Here is a 22,189-nt window from a genome sequence, read left to right as displayed (position 1 = left end):
TCCTAAAGGGAAGGAGCTAGTAGATTTGTGTAAAACTTAGATTTTTTTTCTAAAAACTGAACCTACAAATTATACCCAATGCTAAACATAATAATTCTTGGTAATATAAAGGTTTTAGTATCTGAAACTACATAATCCGAAAAACTATTGCTTTGTTTAAATTGTGCATTTAATAGATTTTGTGCGATTATTTTATAACTCCAAGCAGAATTTTCTTTTTTATAAGATAAGGTTGCATTGGCAATTTCGTAGGTATTTTTCTGATTCAACGTTTTATTCTGATAATTGCTTTTGGTATAATCGAAATTAAAAATAAAGTTTTCTATAAAATTATAATCAATATTTATAAAAGGAGCTGTAGTTACAAACTTTGTGGTTGTTGCACTCGATGTAAAATTGCCCATATCTTGTTTAAAACCAATTTCTATAGTTGGGAATTTATCAAACAACGTTTCAATAGCAATTTCGTAATCGTAATTTTTGTTGGTATTGGTTTGTTGGGTATTATTTAGTTCTTGTACGTATTGTGAATTACTAAAACCAACATCAAATTTATACTTTAGGTTTTTTATGGTTTTTTCTAAGTGAATATTTCCTCGCCAATCTTCTGATGGATTGTCAAACATTTTTACTGTTAAAAATTGATTGATGTCATTAAAATCAACCGTGTTTCTTACACCACGAATTTGTTTATTGTAATTTACACTTGCAAACAACATTAAACCTCTGTACAAACTAAATCTACTATAATAAATTCTTGCACTATGGAATAAGTTGTTTTGTAGATTTTCATTTCCTTTAAAAACGGAATTGTACGATTGCAAATAAAAACGATTGGCGAATTTACTGGCATCAGAAAAAGAAGTTTTTAAGTTGTAATTTATGGTGATTTTTTTTGATTTATTAAACTCAATTTTGGCTAAAAAATCAGGTAAAACAACCCATTTACTAACATCCGTAGTTATATTTTGATTAATATTCCAATCGTATTTATGGGCAAATATTCCTTGTTTTAGGGTAAAAATCCCTGCTCTGAATTTGTAATGTATTCCTACAAAAAAATCGTTCAAGCTAAAATTTACATCGTTTCCAAATCCGCCATTGGCGAAATTATTTACAGTATTATTATCTAAAACTTGAATGTCTTCTGTAAAAAAGTCTTCTTGCAAAAATTTGTTTCCTAAAGTTGTATAAATGTGATTGCTGTTGTTAATTTCCCAAAAGTGTTTAAAAACGCCATCAAAATTATGTTCTTGGGTGTTTTTTAATTGATTAATTCGCAATAAAGTCTGGTTATTATCAGCAGGAATTAATCCTTGTAAAATAGGATCTTGGGTTTCCCAAAAAGCGGTTTTATTACTTTTATCAAAGGTATAATTGATGACAGACGAAAACGTGTGCTTGTCATTTTGCCTTTTGTGCCATTCTATATTTTGGTTGATGTAAGTAGCTGTTAAATCTCTGTCTGTTACAATGGTATTTGTATTTGCATTTATACTACTCGTTAAATTTTGATTGTTGATATTGTTGGTTCTTTTTACTTGCGTTCTTGCATAGAATTTCGATTTGGAATTGGGTGTGTATTCTAAATTTAAATTCCCAATTCCTAATAAATTATCGAAATTTGTTTTTCGAGTTCTATCTTCTACAAAAGTGGTATACTCATTCAGGTTTTCTACTAAACTCGATGTTTCTGAATTCGAAAAAATAGCATACCCAGAAACATCCAATTTTTGAGTTGCCGTTTTTGAAATATTTAACGCCCCAAATTTTTGTTGACTACTCAACACATCATTACTTTGCATAAATTGAGAAAAATCGCCACCTTTCCAACTAAAATTACCACTAAAAATAGCATTTACTCCTCCTGAAAAACTCATATAATCTCTGAACGTAAATGTTTTTTCGCCTATATTATTGATGTTTCCTATAAAGTTAACGTTGGTTTTTGGCGAATAATAAAACAAATTGGCACTTGTTTTGTAAAAATCTTTATTGCCTTTACCAGCCTCAACATCACCAAAAACAAAACGTTTTTTATCTTCTTTTAGGTTGATGTTCATTGCCATTTCATCAGAATCGGACAAACCTTTTAGAAAAGAAACTTCGTTGTAATTGTCTATAACCTCTACATTACCTACAGCATCTACAGGAATATTTTCTACTGCCAATTTAGTGTTACCGCCAAAAAACTTTTTACCATCTACTAACATTTTGGTTACTTTTTTACCTTGTACTTTAACTCCTCCATTTTTATCTACCTCAACTCCTGGTAGCTTTTTTAATACATTTTTAAGTTTACGTTCTGAACCATCTATAAATTTACTGGTTTTATAGGTTGTGGTGTCTCCTCTAACTGTTACTGGCATTTCAATTATTACCTCATCTAATTGTTCTGAAGATTGTTGTAAAACAAAGTCTTTTTTGCTGTCTTTTAACGCGATAAATTGATAATCTAAAGGCTTATAACCCAAGTAAGAAATACTAATAGTAATCGTATCTCCTTTTTGTAAAGTTAGCTTGTAATAACCCTCATTATCTGTAATAGCAAATTGCAAATTTTTAGACACATCTTTGGGTTTTGCAATTACGTTTGTGTAAGGTAAAGAATTTAGTAAACTGTCTTTTACAAAACCTGTTAACGTAACTTTTTGGGAATAACTAAAACTTGAAATTGTAAAGACTAAAATGATTAGGAGTTTCTTTTTCATAAAAACAGTTTATTGCTTTTCAATAGTTTTCCAAAACGCTTCTCCTCTTTTTCTAGCTTCTTCTGCTGTCATTTTTTTACCTTTTGTAGGTTTTTTAATTACAATTTCTTTTTTAGGATTTATAATTATTTCTGATGCACTAATAGTTCTTCTATGCATTTCTACTAAAAGAACCAAACCAGGTAAGCCATTATATTTTAAAGGTCCAAAACTAACAGGTATTTCTGGAGTAAACCAAACTACAGGTTTCATCTTTTTGTTGGTTGACTCAATATCAATTGCTTTAAAACATAGATATCTACCAATTTTTTAGACTCTTGTGTTATTTTCCATTTTTTGGGATTAATTTCTATTAAGAATAATTCTCCAAAAGTGTTACTTTCATTAAAATACTCATTCGTTTTTGTGTTTTTGTAATATCTACGATCTCCACCAGCAAAAGTTCTATTTACATTAAAAATGGGTTTTCCATCATTTTGCATTTTATCCTCTACGTAATATAAAGACTCATCATTAGAAAACTCTAAATAGGCATTTACATTGGGTGTGTTTTCAAAAACATCACGCATCCATTTGTTCATTTTCACTTTTTTTGTCTTGAGTTTTTTAGATATGGAATCTATTTTTTCTTTTGAATATGATTCCATAGAAACTATATAAGTTACTTTGCCAGTTAATTGTTGTGAAAAAATGGTTATTGAAAAAAACAAATAAATTAGTAATAGATTAAATCTCATAGCTTTACCTTATAATTGACGTACTACTTTTAAGAACGAAAAGAATTTATTAAGGTTTCAAATAAGTTATTTTTATCTATTTTTTATTCCGAACTTCTTTGTAAAACCTGTTTTGAGAATATCATTATATTCTTTTTTAGTAACATATTTTCCTTTGTATGGTTTTGATAAATTTAGGTTTTCTGTTAAGTTTAACTCAATTTTTACACATTCATAATAAACATCTCCTTCATCTAGAGATATTATTATTCCTGGAAGCCCATGATAATCTTTTATCCCAATATTAATTGGAATATCTGGGTTATACCAAGCCACAATTTGTTTAGTTTTTGTTTCTCCTATTCTATTAATATATTTTTGGGTTGTTGTTGCTTTAAAACAGATATAATCACCTATTTTCTTTTTTTCTTGAGAAAGATTCCAAATATATTTTACTTCATTTTCTATTATAAAATCTTCTCCTAAAGTGTTTTTTTGATTTAAAGTTATATTTGTTTCTGCATTATGATAATAGACTCCATTACCAACAAAAGCCGAGACTAAATCGAGTTTATTTTTTACATCAATATTCATTTTGTTATCTGTATAAAAAATAGAATGCTCATTATTAATATCTAAGATGTAAGTTTTGTTTGGTAAATCCTTCATAAAATCATTATAACTTTTTTTCTCCTTAGTTAATGACTCTCCAGATTTATATAATTTTAAACCAACATCATAAGTTATTCTAATATTCGAGTTCTTTTGACTAAATAACGCTACTGTTATAAACAGGAGTGCTATATTAATATTAATTCTATGCATTAGTTATGTCTACTATTTATTTACAAGGTTTTATATTTTTTATTTCCGCAAGCGAAGGTTTTTAATTTCTTTTAAAACGACTATTATACATTTCTTTTACAATTGCATTATATTCTCTTAACGTTACTTTTTCACCTTGACTTGGCTTTTTAATCAGCTTTTTCTTTTTTTGGTTTAATGATATTTTAGTAGCTTTTATCAGCAAAATATCTTCTTGTAGTTCTAAAATTAAACCAGGTAAACCATTGTAAGCTTTTGGCCCAAAATTAAAAGGGACTTCATTGGTATACCAAGCTGTAACATTAATGTGTTTATCATTACTTTTAATATTAGTTGTAGCTTTACAACAAAGAAAACCTGCATTTTTTTTGTTTCTTGAGTTAATTTCCATTTTTTAAATTTAGAACTATTAACAAAACATTCTCCAAGGGTTTGACAGTTTTGTATTTCTAAACTTTGTGTTCTTGTATTTTGATAAAAATTTTTATAACCTCCAGCAGCTATTAAATTCATTTTTTCCGTAATGTTGTAACAATCTGTTATTTTTTATTTACTTGAAATAAAGCTTCATTTAATCAAAACTGTAAAGTTGACACTACCTTCTTACTGTTAAATAAAAAATTATCCATAAATTTAATACATTCTTTATTTTTTAGTAATTTTCTTTATTTTGAATAAAGAATTATCAATATTTTGTTGGCTAATACCTGACTCATAATACACCACACCCGTTAAATTTGATTGTAAAAATATACCTACTGTTAAAAAGAAATAAATTAAAAAAAGATTTTTTTTCATTTTTTATATGTTATCAATTACTTTCTTAAAATTTAGAGATCAATTAAAACTGATCTCTAAATTATTTATCATAAAATATTACTCTACAGTGTACAAACAACCGTTTTTATATGTGATTTGTTGCGTAGTTTAAGCAACTAGTTAGTAAATCAATACCGACTAAGAAAGTCCGAGAGGACTATCGTAATTAGGTGAGAAGCCAGCAATAGATTATATACTGTGTTGTGTACAGTTATTCTGGGAAGAAATAAACAAAAATAGAATCATTTTAATTTAAATAAAGAACTGTTTTTAAAGAAAGTTCTTTATTATAACTATGACAAATATTAATTATTAGTCACAAGTTTTATAACCACTAAATGTTGAATTTTGTGAAAATACAGTTCCTATTCCTTCTACGAATAGATTATAATTCATAACACCTGAAACTGTAAAATTAATTCTAGTATTTTGATTATCTGTTGATAATGCCCCACCAAGGTGATGCCAAGAAACACCTAATGTAAATCCAGATATCCATGAATTTAAATTATTACCCGAACAACCAGCAAAATTAAACCCAACATTCATGTAAACACCAAAACCACCAATGTAAGTTTGTCTTGTAAAGTAACCGTCTTTATCTCCACCATCTCCAGAATAATCTGGTGCATCATCCGTAACAATTGGTTTACTATAAGCTTCATTCTTTACTTTTTCTATTTCGTTTAAGAAAATGTCCATTTCTTCTATATTATCAAAATATATAGGTTCTGGGAATTTTGTTTTTGTTTTGCTTAAGAAAATAGTCGACTCATCATGAAAACTGTAATTATTATTTCTTTTTTTTAGATGCTCAATAATTTTTTCTTTTGTTAATTTCTCTTCTTGCAGGACTAAATTCTCGTCTGAACATGAATAAGATATAATCGTTAAGAAAAGTATAATAATTTTATTTTTCATTTTATTTTATTTTTTATTTTTTTTATTATATATAGTACTACTAAAACAGCAAATACTATCAAGAATATTTGCCAAAATATAATTTTCATTTTTTTATAAGTTTATTTTACTCTTTCGTTTTTTAATAATTCGGTTTACTTATTCTTTTATTTCGGTTTCAACTTTCACATATACCGAAGTTGGATTGTCAGTCCTTTTGTTGACCTTAATTTAGTTTAACTTTACACAACTAAGTAATAAGTCATATAGTAATCCATTGGTCTTTATTGATTTATATGAACTATCCATAAAGATTTATACTTAGATTATTTTACACAATCACTTGCTGGCCCCATATTTCTATAATTACTTCTTCTATCTTTAGGTTGAAAATGTCGACATTGCAAATACAATAACTAAACTTAAAACTAATTTTTTCTATTTTTAAAAATGATTTATAAAATATGATTTGGTGTGTTTAGTTGATTGAACAAGTGTAAACAACACCAAAAACTTGTAGAAAATATGGTACATTTGTAGCACTTCTTCTGCTTGTTCTTGTTTATTTACATAGGCAATGGTTTTAAGTGATACATTTATTTACACGATTTTTATATTTCTTATTTCCGCAAGCAGAGGTTGTTTTATTTTAGATTAGATTCCTGCCTTCGCAGGAATGACAAAAAAAGAAAGAAAAGGAAATTTCTTAACTGTTACTGAAACAAGTTCATCCATAATAACAATAACAATTTATTAAAAAGTTTTCTTTTTCATAGCAATTTCTTTTGTTCAAATTTGAGAAAGATTTATCAGAAATAAAAATAATTCTATGGCTGTTTTGGCATCCCCATTTATGGGGAGAGTATTTTACCCCTATAAATAGGGATGCCAAAATGGAAAGTGAAAAAGTGTTTTTTTTAGCTTATTTTTATGCTTTAAAAATTGAAATGAAAGAAAAAGAAAAAGAAAAAGAAAAAGAAAAAGAAAAAGAAAAAGAAAAAGAAAGGTTAGAAAAGAAGTCTAAAGCTATTTTAAGGCGAATTGTTAAAAGACGTAAAGAACTTGGTTTAACCCAATGGGATTTAGGAGCGCTATTAAATTTAACCTCTAGTGGTTTTTACAAAGTAGAAACTGGCAAAACAAAATTAGATACTATTCGATTGTTAGAAATTTTAGAAAAATTAGAAATTTCTCCTGAAGAATTTTTTAAAGGTTTTAAATAAAACTATTCATCGTTCTCAATAAAAAACCCAAAACTAAATTTTAGTTTTGGGTTTTATTATTAATGTTTTCGTTACAATTTTGAGATTGCTTCGTAAAAACTCGCAATGACGCTCGTAAATTATATAGACGCTTTCATCAACTCTCTGTTCATTCTTGCAATGTTGTCTAAAGAAATTCCTTTTGGGCATTCTACTTCGCAAGCACCTGTGTTTGTACAGTTTCCAAAACCTTCTAAATCCATCTGTGCAACCATGTTTTTTACACGATCTGCTGCCTCTACTTGTCCTTGAGGTAATAATGCGTATTGAGATACTTTAGCACCTACAAATAACATTGCAGAACTGTTTTTACAAGTAGCTACACAAGCACCACAACCAATACAAGTTGCTGCATCCATTGCTTCGTCTGCAGCATGTTTAGAAATTGGTAAAGAGTTTGCATCTTGTGTATTACCAGATGTGTTTACAGAAATGTACCCCCCTGCTTGTTGTATTCTTTCAAAAGAGTTTCTATCTACAATTAAATCTTTAATTACAGGAAAAGCAGCAGCTCTAAATGGTTCTATTGTAATAGTGTCTCCATCTTTAAACATACGCATATGTAACTGGCAAGTTGTAACACCTCTATCAGGTCCATGAGCTTCTCCATTAATATACATAGAGCACATACCACAAATACCTTCTCTACAATCATGATCAAAAGCAACAGGTTCTTCACCAGAGTTTACTAATTGCTCGTTCAAAACATCCATCATTTCTAAAAAAGACATATGCTCTGAAATTTCAGTCACTTTATAGTCTACCATTTGACCCTTTGCGTTCGAGTCTTTTTGTCTCCAAATTTTAAGTGTTAAATTCATTCTGTCTTTTATTTGTATGAACGTTGTTTCAATTCAATGTCGTTAAACTCTAATTCTTCTTTATGTAAAACTGCATCAGCAGGTTCTCCTTTATACTCCCAGGCAGCAGCAAATGCAAAGTTTACATCATCACGTTTTGCTTCACCTTTTTGTGGTCCAGATTCTTCTGCAGATTCTTCTCTAAAATGCCCTCCACAAGATTCTTCTCTCATTAAAGCATCTTTTGCAAATAATTCTCCTAACTCTAAGAAATCTGCAACTCTACCTGCTTTTTCTAATTCTGGATTTAATTCGTCAGAGCCTCCAGGTACAGAAACTTCTTTCCAAAATTCTTCACGAATTGCTTTAATTTCTGCCATAGCTTCTTTTAAACCAGCTTCGTTTCTAGACATACCTGCTTTATCCCACATAACTTTACCAAGTTTTTTATGGAAATAATCTACAGATTTTGTTCCTTTATTATTTACAAAGAAATCTATTCTGTCTTTTACTTCTTTTTCTGCAGCTTCAAATTCTGGAGTTTCTGTTGATATTTTTCCGGTTCTAATATCATCAGCTAAATAATCTCCAATAGTATATGGTAATACAAAATAACCATCTGCTAAACCTTGCATTAATGCAGAGGCTCCTAATCTGTTTGCACCATGATCAGAGAAGTTTGCTTCTCCAATACAATAACATCCAGGAATGGTTGTCATTAAGTTATAATCTACCCAAACACCACCCATTGTATAGTGTACTGCAGGATAAATCATCATAGGAGTTTCGTATGGATTTTGATCTACGATTTTTTCGTACATCTGAAATAAGTTACCATATTTAGCTTCAACTATTTTTTGACCTAATTCGTATATTTTTGCATCAGAAGGATTGTTAATATTATGAATTTTTGCTTGTTCAGTTCCATATCTAGTAATTGCAGAAGCAAAATCTAAATACACAGCTTCACCAGTTGCATTAACTCCATAACCAGCATCACAACGTTCCTTTGCTGCTCTAGATGCTACATCTCTTGGTACTAAATTACCAAAAGCTGGGTAACGTCTTTCTAAATAATAATCTCTTTCTGCTTCAGATAAATCTGTAGGTTTTTTCTTACCTTCTCTAATTGCTAAAACATCGTCCATGTTTTTTGGCACCCAAATTCTACCATCATTTCTTAATGATTCAGACATCAATGTTAATTTAGATTGATAATCTCCTGAACGTGGAATACAAGTTGGGTGTATTTGTGTATAACATGGGTTTGCAAAATAAGCTCCTTTTTTGTGGATTTTCCATCCAGCAGTAACATTAGAACCCATTGCATTGGTTGATAAGAAATATACGTTTCCATAACCACCAGAAGCAACAACAACAGCATGTGCTGAGTGTCTTTCTATTTCTCCTGTAATTAAATTACGTGCTATAATTCCTCTTGCTTTACCATCAACAATAACAACATCTAACATTTCGTGTCTGTTAAACATTTCTATTTTACCACGAGCAATTTGTCTATTCATTGCAGAATAAGCTCCTAATAATAATTGCTGACCTGTTTGCCCTTTTGCATAAAAAGTTCTAGAAACTAAAACCCCACCAAAAGAACGATTGTCTAACAAACCACCATAATCACGTGCAAAAGGTACTCCTTGTGCCACACATTGATCTATAATATTTGCAGAAACCTCAGCAAGCCTATATACATTTGCTTCTCTAGATCTATAATCTCCTCCTTTTACAGTATCGTAAAATAATCTGTAAGTAGAATCGCCATCTCCTTGGTAATTTTTTGCTGCATTAATACCTCCTTGAGCTGCAATTGAATGCGCTCTTCTTGGAGAATCTTGATATGCAAATGCTTTAACATTGTAGCCTAATTCTGCTAATGTTGCAGAAGCAGAACCACCTGCTAAACCTGTACCTACAACTATAACATCTATATGACGTTTGTTTGCAGGGTTTACTAAATTAATTTTATTTTTATAATCTGTCCATTTATCTTTAATTGGACCTTTTGGTACTTTTGAATCTAAAGCCATGCTAATATTAAGATTAATGGTTATTAAATAAATGATGATACAATGCAATAATTATAAACCCTAAAGGAATAATAATTGAATATGCTTTACCAAAGTTTTGTAATGCTTTTTTACGACCTGCTGTAGAACCCATAGATTGAAAAGCAGAAGTAAAACCATGTGCTAAGTGCAAACCTAAAAACACAAATGCAATTACGTAAGCACCCACTCTTAATGGACTGTGGAATTTTTCTACCAATTCATGAAAGTATCTCATTTCTCCATTGTACATTCCAGACATATCTCCAACAACATATTTTGTGTTTAATTCTGGAATCCAAAAATCGATAAAGTGTAAAATGATAAAAGCAAGAATTGCAATTCCGCTATAAATCATATTTCTACTCATCCATGTAGAATTTGCTGCTCCATTGTTTTTAGCATAAGCAACTCCTTGTGCTTTTTTGTTTTTTAATTCTAAAATAAAACCCATTACAAAATGAAAAACAACTCCAATTATTAAAACTGGCTGTAATGCAAATTGGACTAAAGGATTTGTTCCCATAAAATGAGAAGCTGTGTTAAATGCATCTTCACTAAAAAGTGACAGTAAATTAACTGATAAATGCATTATTAAAAAAAACATGAGGAAGAAAGCAGAAAGCGCCATTGCTACTTTCCTTCCAATTGAAGATTTGAAAAATCCGCTCATTGTGTAGTTAAGTTAAAATTGTGTTTACAAAAATACACCTTAAACAAATGGATAGCAAAGAAATTAGAACGTTTTCAATGGTATTTAGAACTATTTTAAATAAATTGGTTAAACGTTTAACAAAAAACTTGAAAAATGTTATTTTTAAACGTTTTTAAGTAATTATAACTTAAAAAGTTATAAACTTTCTTTTTCAGCAAAAAAAGACATTGCAAAAAAAGTTCTAAAAACTTAGCTTATTTTATAATTGAGTTAAAAAAGCTTCATCCTTTCTTTTATAAAGTACAAATTCTGTTAAACTGTTTGCTCTTTTTTTAGGGTAAAAAAACTTTAGTTGAATATTCTCTTGATTATAATGCCTAAACCTTTTTTCTATTATATAATCTTTTAAAATTTTTGCTGTACTAACACTATCAATTAAAAAAGACAACACAAATTCTGATTCTAATTTTTCATCTTTTGGTAAAACTCTAAACTTGGTTACTGAAGAGTTAGCGTAAAAATCGAATACATTAGGTATTTTACCAATAGTTACTACTGATTTAGCTGCATAATTATCATTTAAGTACTCTGCTGCATATATACCTGCTCTATAATCGCTAACCTTAGCGTAAACATTTACACTTGCATATAAATTTAACACAATGGATATACAACCAGAAAACACTACATATTTAATTGTTCTAGTTAACTTAATATTGTGTAATTTTATAATAACAGCAACCAATAGTAAAATACATATTGATGTAAAATAGATGTTTGACTTAGAAATTATCGTTAAAAAAAACAATAGAAACACACCTAAAACTATAAATAATAATTGTGTTATGTTAATGATTTTTCTCTCTTTTTTTGAAAAAGAATTATTTAAAGTATTTGCCACCAAAACTGCATAAAAAGGAAAAACAATCGAAATATAATGTGGTAATTGAAATTTAGATATCGAAAATAGCATTAACATAAATAGACCACCAAAAAAAGTATAATTTTCTGCTATTTTATCTTTCTTAAATAATTGTTTTCCTCTTTTAAAAAAAGCTATATACAACAAAATACACCAAGGAAAAAAGGCCCAAACTAAGGTGTGTAAAAAGAAAGAAACATCTCCTCTAGATCTTGTAATTGGTCCAGAATTTATTAATCTACTAAATTGACTATCCCAAAGAAACCACCTGATTCCAGAAACTCCTTTTTTACCAAAAACTTCTTTACCTAATTGACTATCAAACTGAACATATAGTGCATAAATTTCTGGTAAAATGAAAATAAAAATCAACAAAAAAATAAAAAGCCATCTCCAAGAAATTAGTTCTTTTAGGCTTATTTTATTGTAAAATAGATGTCCAAAAATTCCGCCAAAAATAGGCACAATTATAAAGATACCTTTGGTCATAATTGCAATAGCAACAAATACAGAAACCAAAGTTAAATGACCTAATTTCTTTTGATAAAAACCTGCATCAAAATGATAAATACTAGCAATAATTGCCAACATTAAATAAGGTTCTATTCTACCTTCTGTACTTGCCATAAAAGTATATTGTGCAGTTGCCAAAACAAAAACACTTAACCAAGCAGTAGTTTTGTGATAATATTTATTAGCAAATTTAAAAGTGTAAATAAACGAACCAAAAATAGAAAGTGTAATTGGTAAAAAATATGAAAACGGACTTACACCAAAACATTTAAAGAACAAAGCAGCAACCCAAAAAGGAAAGTGCGGTTTATCTAACCAATCTTTATGATTGTGAATTAGTGATAGAAAATCGCCAGTTTCTATCATGTGCTTACTTAAAGTTCCATACAAGGCTGCATCATCTATATAAAAATCTAAAAATAAATTATAGATATAAATACCTAAACAAGCTGTAAGTATTGTAAATAAATAAGGAATTATTGTTCTATAAACCATTATACTTCTATTAAGAAATTATGATTTATAAAAGTAATAACAGCCTTGTTATGTAATAATTAAGTTAAGTTTAAACTGATTTTAATTTTGAGAGTTAGATGTTACCAAACATTTATTATTCTTCCATTTTCCTTTTAAATCTTCTGTAAGAATAACATCACCTTTACAATTTAAAAAATTACCTTTTTTATCTTTTTTGATAATTTTCATTTTACCTGCTAAAATTGCGTTAATAACTCTAAATATTAATCCGTTTTTAGAGGTTTCACTTCCTTTTACTATTAGCTTTAAACCTTGTTCATTATTCCATAAATCCATATCTGAAGATATTTTATCTGGCAAAAAACCATCTTCTAACTTATTCTTTTTAAAAGTTAGGTAATTTTCTTTTTCATGCGCTTTTCCTAAAGTTTTAGCTGCAGATTTACCAATTTCTTGATGCAATCTTGCCATCCAAAAGGCGTGTCTAAAAGCATCTACTTGTCCACCAGAAACATCACCATCTAATAAATCTGTTTTAGCAATAGAATCTGATATTCTTATGGTTTCTTCAGAAATCAATAAAGCTTTTTTTGCTTTAAAAGGATGCAAGGCCACCCAACTCTTTAAAGGTTTAGATAGCTTTAAAAACTTATTAAAATTAGATTGTGCATTTATAGTAATAGCTAAAAACAAGCAAATATAAATTACTGAAGTCTTCATAATTCAAATATATAAAACCTCACAAATATTAATATCTGTGAGGTTTGTAAAATAGCTATTTTAAAAATTGTTTACTTAATTTGAAAATCACTTTTAGCATCACCTATTTTTACTACATATTTACCTTTTGGCAAATAGTAAACATCATTTTGAGCGGCTTTTACTTTAGCTTTTTCATTGGCTTTTTTATACGCTTTAAGACCATTTTTAGAGAAAGTTACATCAAAAGAAAATGCATTAAACCCTTTATCTGCATCTACAGAAATTGAGTTTACTTTTACATCATCTTTATAAATATTTACAACCGTTTTTGTTTTAGTTTTAGAGTAAAAAGGAATACTCAATTCTGGCTCGTTTGCAGCTCTCCACTGACTCCTAGAACTCCCCCAATTTCTGCTTTGTCTAATATCTGAAATAGTAAAAATATGGGTAGATTTTGATAAAACTTCTTTGGTCATTTTTTGAATAGGTGCAATATCTGCCTTATATAAACTACGACCATGTGTACCAACTATTAAATGTTTTGCTGTTGGCTGAACTACCAAATCGTGTACTGCAACATTTGGCAAGTTTTTGCTAAAAACACTCCAAGAAGTTCCTTTATCAAAAGAAACATATAAACCATTGTCTGTACCTAAATACAAAACATTTTCATTTGCTGGGTCTTCTTTAATTACATTTACTGCTGATGTAGGTATTGATTCCCCAATATTTTGCCAGGTTTGCCCATAATCATCAGACATATACACATAAGGTGTAAAATTATCTGATCTATAACCGTTTAAAGTTGCATACACTCTTTCTTTTTTGTGTGCTGATGCAATAACTCTAGTTACCCATAAATTTTGTGGTAAATTATTAGAAATCCTTGTCCAGCTTCCACCTCCATTTTTTGTTAGGTTGATGTAACCATCATCAGAACCTACGTAAATCAACCCAAATTGAAAAGGGCTTTCTGAAATTGTAGTTAATGTTCCATAAGCAACATTTCCTTTTTTACCTCCAGTTGTTAAATCGTCAGAAATGGTTTCCCAATCATCACCTTGATTTAAAGATCTGTGTAATTTATTACCACCTAAATATAAAATATCTTGATTGTGTTTTGATAATAAAATAGGAGTTTGCCAATTGAAACGATAAGGAGTTTCGCCTAAAGTATGTTTTGGCTGAATGTAAGTATTTCTTCCTTCTCTATCAATTCTAAAGTAGTTTCCAAATTGATAACCTGTGTACACAATATTCGGATTTCTATCATCTACCTGAACTTGCATACCATCTCCACCCATAATAGATTCGTAAGGGTTTTGACCTGATTGTTGCCAACGCTTATCCATTCTTGCATTGTTTGCGCCAACCCAAACTCCATTATCTTGCAAACCACCATACACTTTATAGTTTTTTTGATTGTCTGCATACACAGCATAAAACTGACCAACTGCAGGATCGTTTAATTTAGTCCAGTTTTCTCCATCATCATAAGAAAGGTTTAAACCACCATCATTACCATTTAAAATATGACCCGATTTTTTAGGATTTACCCACAAAGCTTGGTGATCTGAATGTACATTTTCTCTACTAATAGATGTAAACGTTTTTCCTCCATCTTTAGATTTTATAATAGGTACACCTAAAACGTAAATTCCGTTTTCGTCTTGTAAATCTACTCTAATTTCTCCAAAATAATAACCGTAAGAACTGTACACACCATTTAAAAAATCGGTGTGAGTTTTTTTCCAAGATTTACCACCATTTGTAGTTTTAAAAACCTCTGCTCCAATAACAGGAGTATCGAATAACATAGAATTGGCATCTTCTAAATAACTTGCTAAATCTACAGGTTTTACAGAACCTACTCTAACCATTTGCTTTACATTTTGAGCTCTGTATTTTTCTTGAAATCCGTTATTTTTTAAATAGGTATTTAATTTTTTATCCTCTAATTTTAATAAATCGTCTTTAGACATGGTTTTAAAATCGTCTTTAGACAATTCATAAGAAGTTTTTTTATCTGCATCTTTTGGTCTTCTAAATTGACTATCATGCAAAGCATACACTGTATTTGCGTTAAAAACAGCCAAACCAATTCTACCTACTCCATCACCTACAGGAAAACCACTTTTATCGCTAATTTTAGTCCACGTACTTCCTGCATCTGTACTTTTATAAATTGCAGAATTTTTTCCATCACCATCAAAATTCCAAGCTTTACGTTCTCTTTCCCAAGAAGCAGCATACATAATATTAAAGTTTTCTGGCGCAAAAGCAACGTCTATAACCCCTGTATCATTATTAATAAATAAAGGGTTTGTCCAAGTTTTACCACCATCAATAGTTTTAAAGATTCCTCTTTCTTTATTTGATGAATATAAATGACCAATAACACCAACTACAACTTCATCAGTATTATTTGGGTTGATGACAATTCTACTAATATGATGAGAATCTAACAACCCAACATTTACCCATGTTTTACCTTTATCCGTAGATTTTAGCATACCTATACCTGCGTAACTAGATCTTGATGAATTTTTTTCTCCTGTACCTACCCAAATTGTTCCTGAGTTCCAGTCTACAGCAATATCACCAATATTTTGTGTTGGAGAATTATCTAAAAGTGGTGTAAAAGTGGTTCCATTATTATTTGTATACCATAAACCACCTGAAGCATAACCAACATAAAATTCTGTTGTATTATAAGGGTTTACAGCAACATCTACAACTCTACCACTCATAACAGTTGGTCCAATATTTGTAAAATTGATGTTTTTAACCAAAGAAGAAGTCATCATTTTAGATTTCTTGGTTAAAGATTGATTTACGTCTGATGCGCTTGTGGTTTTTTGTTGACCAAAAACAATTGTTGAAAATAAAACGAAACTTAAGAGTAATGCTTTTTTCATAAAAAAAGGAAGTATTAGTTATTGATTGGTTATAATTTACCTGTATAAGGCTATTTTTTTGACTAAAATATTAGTTTTTAAGGACTTCTTTTAGAATTTACTGTTAATTTTTATTAATTTGCGATTAATTAATCAATTAAATTTTTTAAAAATGGGATTATTGTACACGATAATTATTGGTGCTATTTGTGGTTATATAGCAGATGTATTAATGAGAGATAATGGTTTTGGACTATTAGTAAATATTATTATTGGTATTGCTGGTAGTTTTGTTGGTGATTGGCTTTATGGACAATTAGGCATAAAAATTAACGTAAACCCATACTGGTTAGAAGATATTATAGTTGGTGCTACTGGTGCCATAGTAATTTTATTTTTAGTTGGTATTTTACGAGGAAGTCGTGCCAAAAGAAGATAAATATTAAAATAGTACAGATAAAAAAAAGGTGCTTAAATGCATCTTTTTTTATTTACAGTAAATAACAATACATAAGCAAAAGAATCAACCTACATTTGCACTCTATTAGAAATGATGAAAAAATTGTTTCTTAAATACCATTTATGACATTTAAATCTTTAGGCTTATCTGATGCCTTTATAAAAGCAGTAGAAGAAAAAGGATACACAACTCCATCTCCTATTCAGCAAAAAGCTATACCACATATTTTACAAGGAAAAGACGTTTTGGCATCTGCACAAACAGGTACAGGAAAAACAGCAGGTTTTACCTTACCAGTTTTACAATATTTAACAGAAACAAAACACCCAAAATATAGACCTTTACGTGCTTTAGTTTTAACACCAACAAGAGAATTAGCTGCACAAGTTTACGATAATGTAAGAGAATACAGTAAATACGTAAACATAAAATCTGCAGTTGTTTTTGGTGGGGTTAAACCAGCATCGCAAATTGCTACACTAAAAAGAGGTGTAGATATTTTAGTAGCAACACCTGGTAGATTACTGGATTTGCACGATCAAAAAGCGGTGTCTTTTAAAAGAATCGATGTTTTAATTTTAGATGAAGCTGATAGAATGCTAGATATGGGTTTTGTTAGAGACATTAACAAGATTATTAGTTTTATGCCAGAAAAACGTCAGAACTTAATGTTTTCTGCTACTTTTTCTAAGGATATAAAAAAGCTTGCTAATGGTATTTTAAAAAATCCTGTAGAGGTAGAAACTGCTCCACAAAATTCTACTGCAAAAAAAGTAACACACAGTGTTTTTAAAGTTGATAAAAAACGAAAGACAGAGTTTACTGTTAAATTGATAAAAGAAAATAATTGGAACCAAGTTTTAATTTTTACCAGAACAAAACACGGTGCCAACAGATTAACTCAAAATTTAATAAAATCCAAAATTTCTGCAGCTGCCATTCATGGAAATAAAAGTCAAGGAGCAAGAACAAAAGCTTTAAGAGATTTTAAAGATAATTCCATTAGAATATTAGTAGCAACTGATATTGCTGCACGTGGTTTAGATATTCCATTATTACCACACGTAATCAATTATGAACTGCCAAATGTACCAGAAGATTATGTACACAGAATTGGTAGAACAGGAAGAGCTGGTGCAAAAGGAGAAGCAATTTCTTTGGTTTGTAGCGAAGAAACTGAATATCAAAAAGAAATAGAAAAACTACTCAAAGAAAAATTAAATTCTACTATTGTAGAGGGTTTTGAGCCAACAGATACTACTGCACCAAAAAGAGCTGCTACACAAAGTAAAGGTTCTTTTGGTAAGAAAAAAAGTGCAAACTCTCAAGGAAGTAAACCTAAAAGAAAACCTCATTTTAAAGGAAATAAACCAGCTGGCTCCTCTTCTGGAAGAGGAAGAACAGGAGCTCCTAAAAAGAAACGTTTTTAGCTTGATTTTTTTCTGATGATATTATCATTACATTTGTATAGTAAATTCAAATTCATATGAAATATCATCCTATAAACTCAGCCTTATTTATCAAAAATCGTCAAAATTTTGCTTCACAAATGAAGTCAAAAAGTATTGCTGTTTTTAACTCTAATGACATTTATCCTATTAGTGCAGATAGCACAATGCCTTTTGAGCAACATAGAGATATTTTTTATTTAAGTGGTGTAGACCAAGAAGAAAGCATCTTGCTACTTTTTCCTGATTGCCCAAATGAAAGTTTAAGAGAAGTGCTTTTTGTTAGAGAAACCAATGAGCATATAGCTGTTTGGGAAGGTGAAAAACTTACCAAAGAAGCTGCATTTACTACTTCTGGTATTAAAACTGTGTATTGGTTACAAGATTTAGAAAAAGTACTTTTCGAAATGAGTGCCTATGCAGATCGTTTTTATATTAATACCAATGAACATTACAGAGCTGCTGTAGAAACAGAAACTCGTGAAGATAGATTTACAAAATGGTTATTAGCAAAATATCCTGCACATTCTGTAGCAAAAAGCAATCCTATTTTGCAACGTTTACGTTCTGTAAAAGATCAAATAGAATTAGATTTAATGCAACATGCATGTAATATTACAGAAAAAGGATTCAGAAGAATTTTAAACTTTGTAAAACCAGGAGTTTGGGAATATGAAATTGAAGCAGAATTATTACATGAATTTGTAAAAAACAGATCTAAAGGATTTGCGTATACACCAATTATAGCATCAGGAAATAATGCCAATGTTTTGCATTATATAGAAAACAATCAACAATGTAAAAATGGCGATTTAATTTTGTTTGATATTGCTGCAGAATATGCAAATTATAAAAGTGATTTATCTAGAACTATACCCGTTTCTGGAAGATTTTCTGATAGACAAAAAGCAGTTTACAATGCTGTAAATAAAGTAAAAAAAGAAGCTACAAATATGTTAGCTCCTGGAGTTTTATGGAAAGAATATCATGTAGAAGTTGGTAAAGTAATGACATCAGAATTGTTAAAATTAAATTTATTAGACAAAGCTGATGTACAAAATGAAGACCCTAATTGGCCTGCTTATAAAAAATACTTTATGCATGGTACAAGTCATCACATTGGTTTAGACACCCATGATTATGGTTTACTATACCAACCAATGCAAGCAAATATGGTTTTTACAGTAGAACCAGGTATATATATACCAGATGAAGGTTTTGGAATTCGTTTAGAAGATGATGTTATAATTCAAGAAAATGGATCTCCATTTAATTTGATGCAAAACATACCCATAGAAGCAGATGAAATTGAGGATTTAATGAATCCTTCTTAAAAAAAGATATAAAAAAAGGCAAGAAAATTAACTTTCTTGCCTTTTTTTATATTATAACTTAAACCTATCTTTTTAAACGACCAGTTGTATTTCCTTCTAAAATATTAATTACATCTCTTTCTGTGGCGTAATTTACATCCCCCATATACGTATGTTTTATTGCACAAGCTGCGCTACCAAATTCCATAGCTTTATAATCGTCGAATTTTTGTAAACCATGAATTATCCCAGCTGCATAAGCATCACCTGTACCAATTCTATCTATAATATGTGTAATATCTAAATCTTCAGTTTCTTTAAACTCTTTACCATTCCACATTCTGGCTCTAATTTTATGCCAAGAAGAATTAATTGAAGTTCTAATTTTATCAAATACTTTTTCTATAGATGGAAATTTCTCTATTAGTTCTTTACTAGCTTTAATAAAATCTTCATTAGAAAAAGAATAATCTGTACCTAAAAGTTCATTTATTTCATTTACACCACCTATAAATATGGTAGAATAACTTACTAACTCTGTTAAAACCTCTTTAGGGTCTTCTCCATATTTCCACAGTCCACTTCTGTAAGTTGGGTCTGCAGAAATTTGCATTCCTTTTTCTTTAGCTAATTTTAAACCTGCTAATAAAGTATCTCTACTTCCTTTGTTTAAAGCAGGTGTAATCCCTGTCCAATGAAACCATTTTCCTTTTTTTAAGGCATTTTCCCAATCTACCATTTCTGGTTGAATTTCAGAAAAAGAAGAGTGAGATCTGTTGTAAGAAATAGAACTAGGTCTCATAACTGCACCTACTTCTAAGAAGTATACACCTAAAGGTCTTCTAGAACGCACAATTGCAGAAGTGCTTACATCAAATTTTCTTAAATAAGAAATAGCTGTATCACCTATAAAATCATCAGAAATACAAGAAATATGTTTTACGTTACCACCAAAATTGGCAATAGAAATACTTACATTTACTTCTGTACCTCCAAAATAAAACTCAACATTATTAGATTGAATAAACTTTTTATTTCCACGTGGAGAAATTCGCATTAATACCTCTCCAAATGTAATTATCTGATTCATATTAAAATCTTTTATATGGCAAAGATACTTCATAAAAACCTATAAAAAGATTATTTTATTTGTAATTATTTAGCAAAAAACCTATAGATAAAACATCTCGAAAACCCTACCAATAAAGGGTTTTATAGAATTATAATTTTATCAGAAGAAAAAAATAAATGAGAAAAAATAGACAAAAAGTTAAAAATTAAGGAAATTGGTTAACCAATTTTACAAGTAATTTAACTATCCTTTTAAAGAAGTAATAAAACGAATTGTTTGGCTATTAAACGCATCTGGTTGCTCTACATTAACCACGTGTCCACAATTTTCAATTACAAAAAGTGATGCTTTTTTATGCAGCTTTACAATATTTTCTATGGATGGTAAAAACAGATGATCTTCTGCACCCATAATATAAAATGTAGGTATATTAATATCTTTAGTTCTAAAAAAACGTAATAAAGGATTAATTTCTGATGTTAATTTAAACCAACGTAAAAATTCTTTTTGATATAATTTTTTAGCCTCATTCACAAAGAGTGATCTTGATTTTTTATGATTTTTCTTTGGCATAATTATAAAAGCAAACAGCTTATACAATAGCATATAAGGTACTACAGATTTAAAAATATTGCCTACTTTCATTAATACTTGCGAGCGAAAATTCATTTTAATAATAGCACCACCCATTATCATGCTTTGTACTAATGTTGGCTTTTTTTCTGCTAAATTTCTTATTAAAATTGTACCCAAAGAAATACCTACAAAATGAGATTTTTCAATTTTTAAATAATCTATTACCTCAACAATATCTTCAGTTATAGAATCGAAAGTATATTTCGGATTAAATGTATCCTTTAGCTTTGGCTTGCTATTTCCATGACCTCTTAAATCTAAAATCAACACATTAAAGTGCTTCTTAAAATCGCGAACTTGCTTATACCAAATAGAACTACTACCTCCTGCACCATGTACAAAAGTTACCCATTCTTTAGCGGTTTTATGAGGATATGAATAGTAATTTAACAAGTGCGTTTATTAAAATTATAAAATTACATACGCAAAAATAGGCTTTTTAATTTTATTGTAATTAAAACCTAAATTTTAACTTACATAAGTAAACCAAACTCCTGAGTAAATTTTATATTTGCAAAAATTTGTTTTTCTGAAAAAAACGATCTGCATAATAGTATTTATAGCTTTTGCTTTTAGGCCCATATATCACTTGGCATATATTGGCTATTATCAATTAAATATAGATTACATTATAGAAACTTATTGTGTAAATAAAAATAAACCAGAGTTACAATGTAATGGTAAATGTCATTTAGCAAAACAAATTTCTAATGATATAGATACTTCTGATGATGATCTAAAAGATATAAACATTATTACTGATGCTTTTTTTCCTGTTTTTCTTCAAAAAAACGATGAATACCTTGCAAAACATTTCACGTTTTATCAGAAAAAAACAATCAGAAACAAGAACTCTTTACACTCTTATTCTTTTCTAAATAAATTAGAACAACCACCAGATTTTCTTTCTTAAATAGTTATTACACTAAAACCTTTTTAGTACACTTTTTATAGATTTTTTTCTATAAAAACCTGATGTGCTACAACAAATTAAAATCTAT

General features: G+C 29.2%; 18 protein-coding genes and 1 pseudogene. 5 read left to right on the top strand and 14 right to left on the bottom strand.

Annotated features, from left to right (window positions below; translation table 11 throughout):
* Positions 1-62: 62 nt before the first annotated feature.
* The 6 genes and pseudogenes from KO506_RS07400 to KO506_RS07375 form a co-directional block, all read right to left on the bottom strand.
* Entirely contained in the window at positions 63-2,711 is a 2,649-nt protein-coding gene (locus KO506_RS07400) for a carboxypeptidase-like regulatory domain-containing protein (RefSeq protein WP_215994261.1), read from the bottom strand.
* A gap of 9 nt (positions 2,712-2,720) precedes the next feature.
* Positions 2,721-3,448 (bottom strand): annotated as a pseudogene (locus KO506_RS07395) (GLPGLI family protein).
* 72 nt (positions 3,449-3,520) lie between these two features.
* Positions 3,521-4,252: a GLPGLI family protein gene (locus KO506_RS07390; RefSeq protein WP_215994260.1), complete on the bottom strand. Its 732-nt coding sequence runs from the start codon at positions 4,250-4,252 to the stop codon at positions 3,521-3,523.
* 61 nt (positions 4,253-4,313) lie between these two features.
* Positions 4,314-4,643 (bottom strand): GLPGLI family protein, encoded by a 330-nt coding sequence (locus tag KO506_RS07385; protein ID WP_215994259.1) that lies wholly within the window; start codon positions 4,641-4,643, stop codon positions 4,314-4,316.
* 254 nt (positions 4,644-4,897) lie between these two features.
* Positions 4,898-5,050, bottom strand: a complete 153-nt coding sequence (locus KO506_RS07380; protein ID WP_215994258.1) for a hypothetical protein — start codon at positions 5,048-5,050, stop codon at positions 4,898-4,900.
* Positions 5,051-5,383: 333 nt separating this feature from the next.
* Positions 5,384-5,992, bottom strand: a complete 609-nt coding sequence (locus KO506_RS07375) for a hypothetical protein (RefSeq protein WP_215994257.1) — start codon at positions 5,990-5,992, stop codon at positions 5,384-5,386.
* Between the two features lie 764 nt (positions 5,993-6,756).
* On the opposite strand from KO506_RS07375, the gene KO506_RS17090 reads away from it, so the two are divergent.
* Entirely contained in the window at positions 6,757-7,194 is a 438-nt protein-coding gene (locus KO506_RS17090; protein WP_252726815.1) for a helix-turn-helix domain-containing protein, read from the top strand.
* Between the two features lie 119 nt (positions 7,195-7,313).
* Here the strand turns inward: KO506_RS17090 and KO506_RS07365 are convergent, their stop codons facing one another.
* The 6 genes from KO506_RS07365 to KO506_RS07340 form a co-directional block, all read right to left on the bottom strand.
* The gene (locus KO506_RS07365; protein WP_215994256.1) at positions 7,314-8,054 is read right to left on the bottom strand and encodes a succinate dehydrogenase/fumarate reductase iron-sulfur subunit; all 741 of its coding nucleotides are present in this window, start codon (positions 8,052-8,054) and stop codon (positions 7,314-7,316) included.
* An 8-nt stretch (positions 8,055-8,062) separates the two neighbouring features.
* Complete coding sequence (locus KO506_RS07360) at positions 8,063-10,075, bottom strand: fumarate reductase/succinate dehydrogenase flavoprotein subunit (protein ID WP_215994255.1); 2,013 nt, start codon at positions 10,073-10,075, stop codon at positions 8,063-8,065.
* 13 nt (positions 10,076-10,088) lie between these two features.
* Positions 10,089-10,766, bottom strand: coding sequence for a succinate dehydrogenase cytochrome b subunit (locus KO506_RS07355; protein ID WP_215994254.1), 678 nt, complete (start codon positions 10,764-10,766; stop codon positions 10,089-10,091).
* A 241-nt stretch (positions 10,767-11,007) separates the two neighbouring features.
* Complete coding sequence (locus KO506_RS07350) at positions 11,008-12,678, bottom strand: ArnT family glycosyltransferase (protein WP_215994253.1); 1,671 nt, start codon at positions 12,676-12,678, stop codon at positions 11,008-11,010.
* An 81-nt stretch (positions 12,679-12,759) separates the two neighbouring features.
* Entirely contained in the window at positions 12,760-13,380 is a 621-nt protein-coding gene (locus tag KO506_RS07345; protein WP_215994252.1) for a DUF6973 domain-containing protein, read from the bottom strand.
* A gap of 71 nt (positions 13,381-13,451) precedes the next feature.
* Positions 13,452-16,280: a VPS10 domain-containing protein gene (locus KO506_RS07340; RefSeq protein ID WP_215994251.1), complete on the bottom strand. Its 2,829-nt coding sequence runs from the start codon at positions 16,278-16,280 to the stop codon at positions 13,452-13,454.
* A 151-nt stretch (positions 16,281-16,431) separates the two neighbouring features.
* Here KO506_RS07340 and KO506_RS07335 point away from each other — a divergent pair, with 151 nt between their 5' ends.
* The 3 genes from KO506_RS07335 to KO506_RS07325 all read left to right on the top strand — a co-directional run bounded on the left by KO506_RS07335 (position 16,432) and on the right by KO506_RS07325 (position 19,501).
* Complete coding sequence (locus KO506_RS07335) at positions 16,432-16,698, top strand: GlsB/YeaQ/YmgE family stress response membrane protein (protein ID WP_215994250.1); 267 nt, start codon at positions 16,432-16,434, stop codon at positions 16,696-16,698.
* 143 nt (positions 16,699-16,841) lie between these two features.
* Positions 16,842-18,149, top strand: coding sequence for a DEAD/DEAH box helicase (locus KO506_RS07330; protein ID WP_215994249.1), 1,308 nt, complete (start codon positions 16,842-16,844; stop codon positions 18,147-18,149).
* A gap of 56 nt (positions 18,150-18,205) precedes the next feature.
* Positions 18,206-19,501, top strand: coding sequence for an aminopeptidase P family protein (locus KO506_RS07325; protein WP_215994248.1), 1,296 nt, complete (start codon positions 18,206-18,208; stop codon positions 19,499-19,501).
* Positions 19,502-19,565: 64 nt separating this feature from the next.
* Here KO506_RS07325 and KO506_RS07320 read toward each other — a convergent pair whose 3' ends face one another.
* Positions 19,566-20,570, bottom strand: coding sequence for a sugar kinase (locus KO506_RS07320; RefSeq protein WP_215994247.1), 1,005 nt, complete (start codon positions 20,568-20,570; stop codon positions 19,566-19,568).
* Between the two features lie 225 nt (positions 20,571-20,795).
* Positions 20,796-21,581 carry an alpha/beta fold hydrolase gene (locus KO506_RS07315; protein WP_215994246.1) on the bottom strand — a complete coding sequence of 262 codons (786 nt, stop codon included), beginning with the start codon at positions 21,579-21,581 and terminating at the stop codon, positions 20,796-20,798.
* Positions 21,582-21,777: 196 nt separating this feature from the next.
* Here KO506_RS07315 and KO506_RS07310 point away from each other — a divergent pair, with 196 nt between their 5' ends.
* Positions 21,778-22,101, top strand: coding sequence for a hypothetical protein (locus KO506_RS07310; protein ID WP_215994245.1), 324 nt, complete (start codon positions 21,778-21,780; stop codon positions 22,099-22,101).
* Positions 22,102-22,189: the final 88 nt, after the last annotated feature.

The organism is Polaribacter vadi, from assembly GCF_018861005.1.
Taxonomy (GTDB): Bacteria; Bacteroidota; Bacteroidia; order Flavobacteriales; family Flavobacteriaceae; genus Polaribacter; species Polaribacter vadi_A.
Note: the sequence above shows the minus strand (reverse complement) of the source record. Positions and strands in the feature narration are given on the sequence as shown.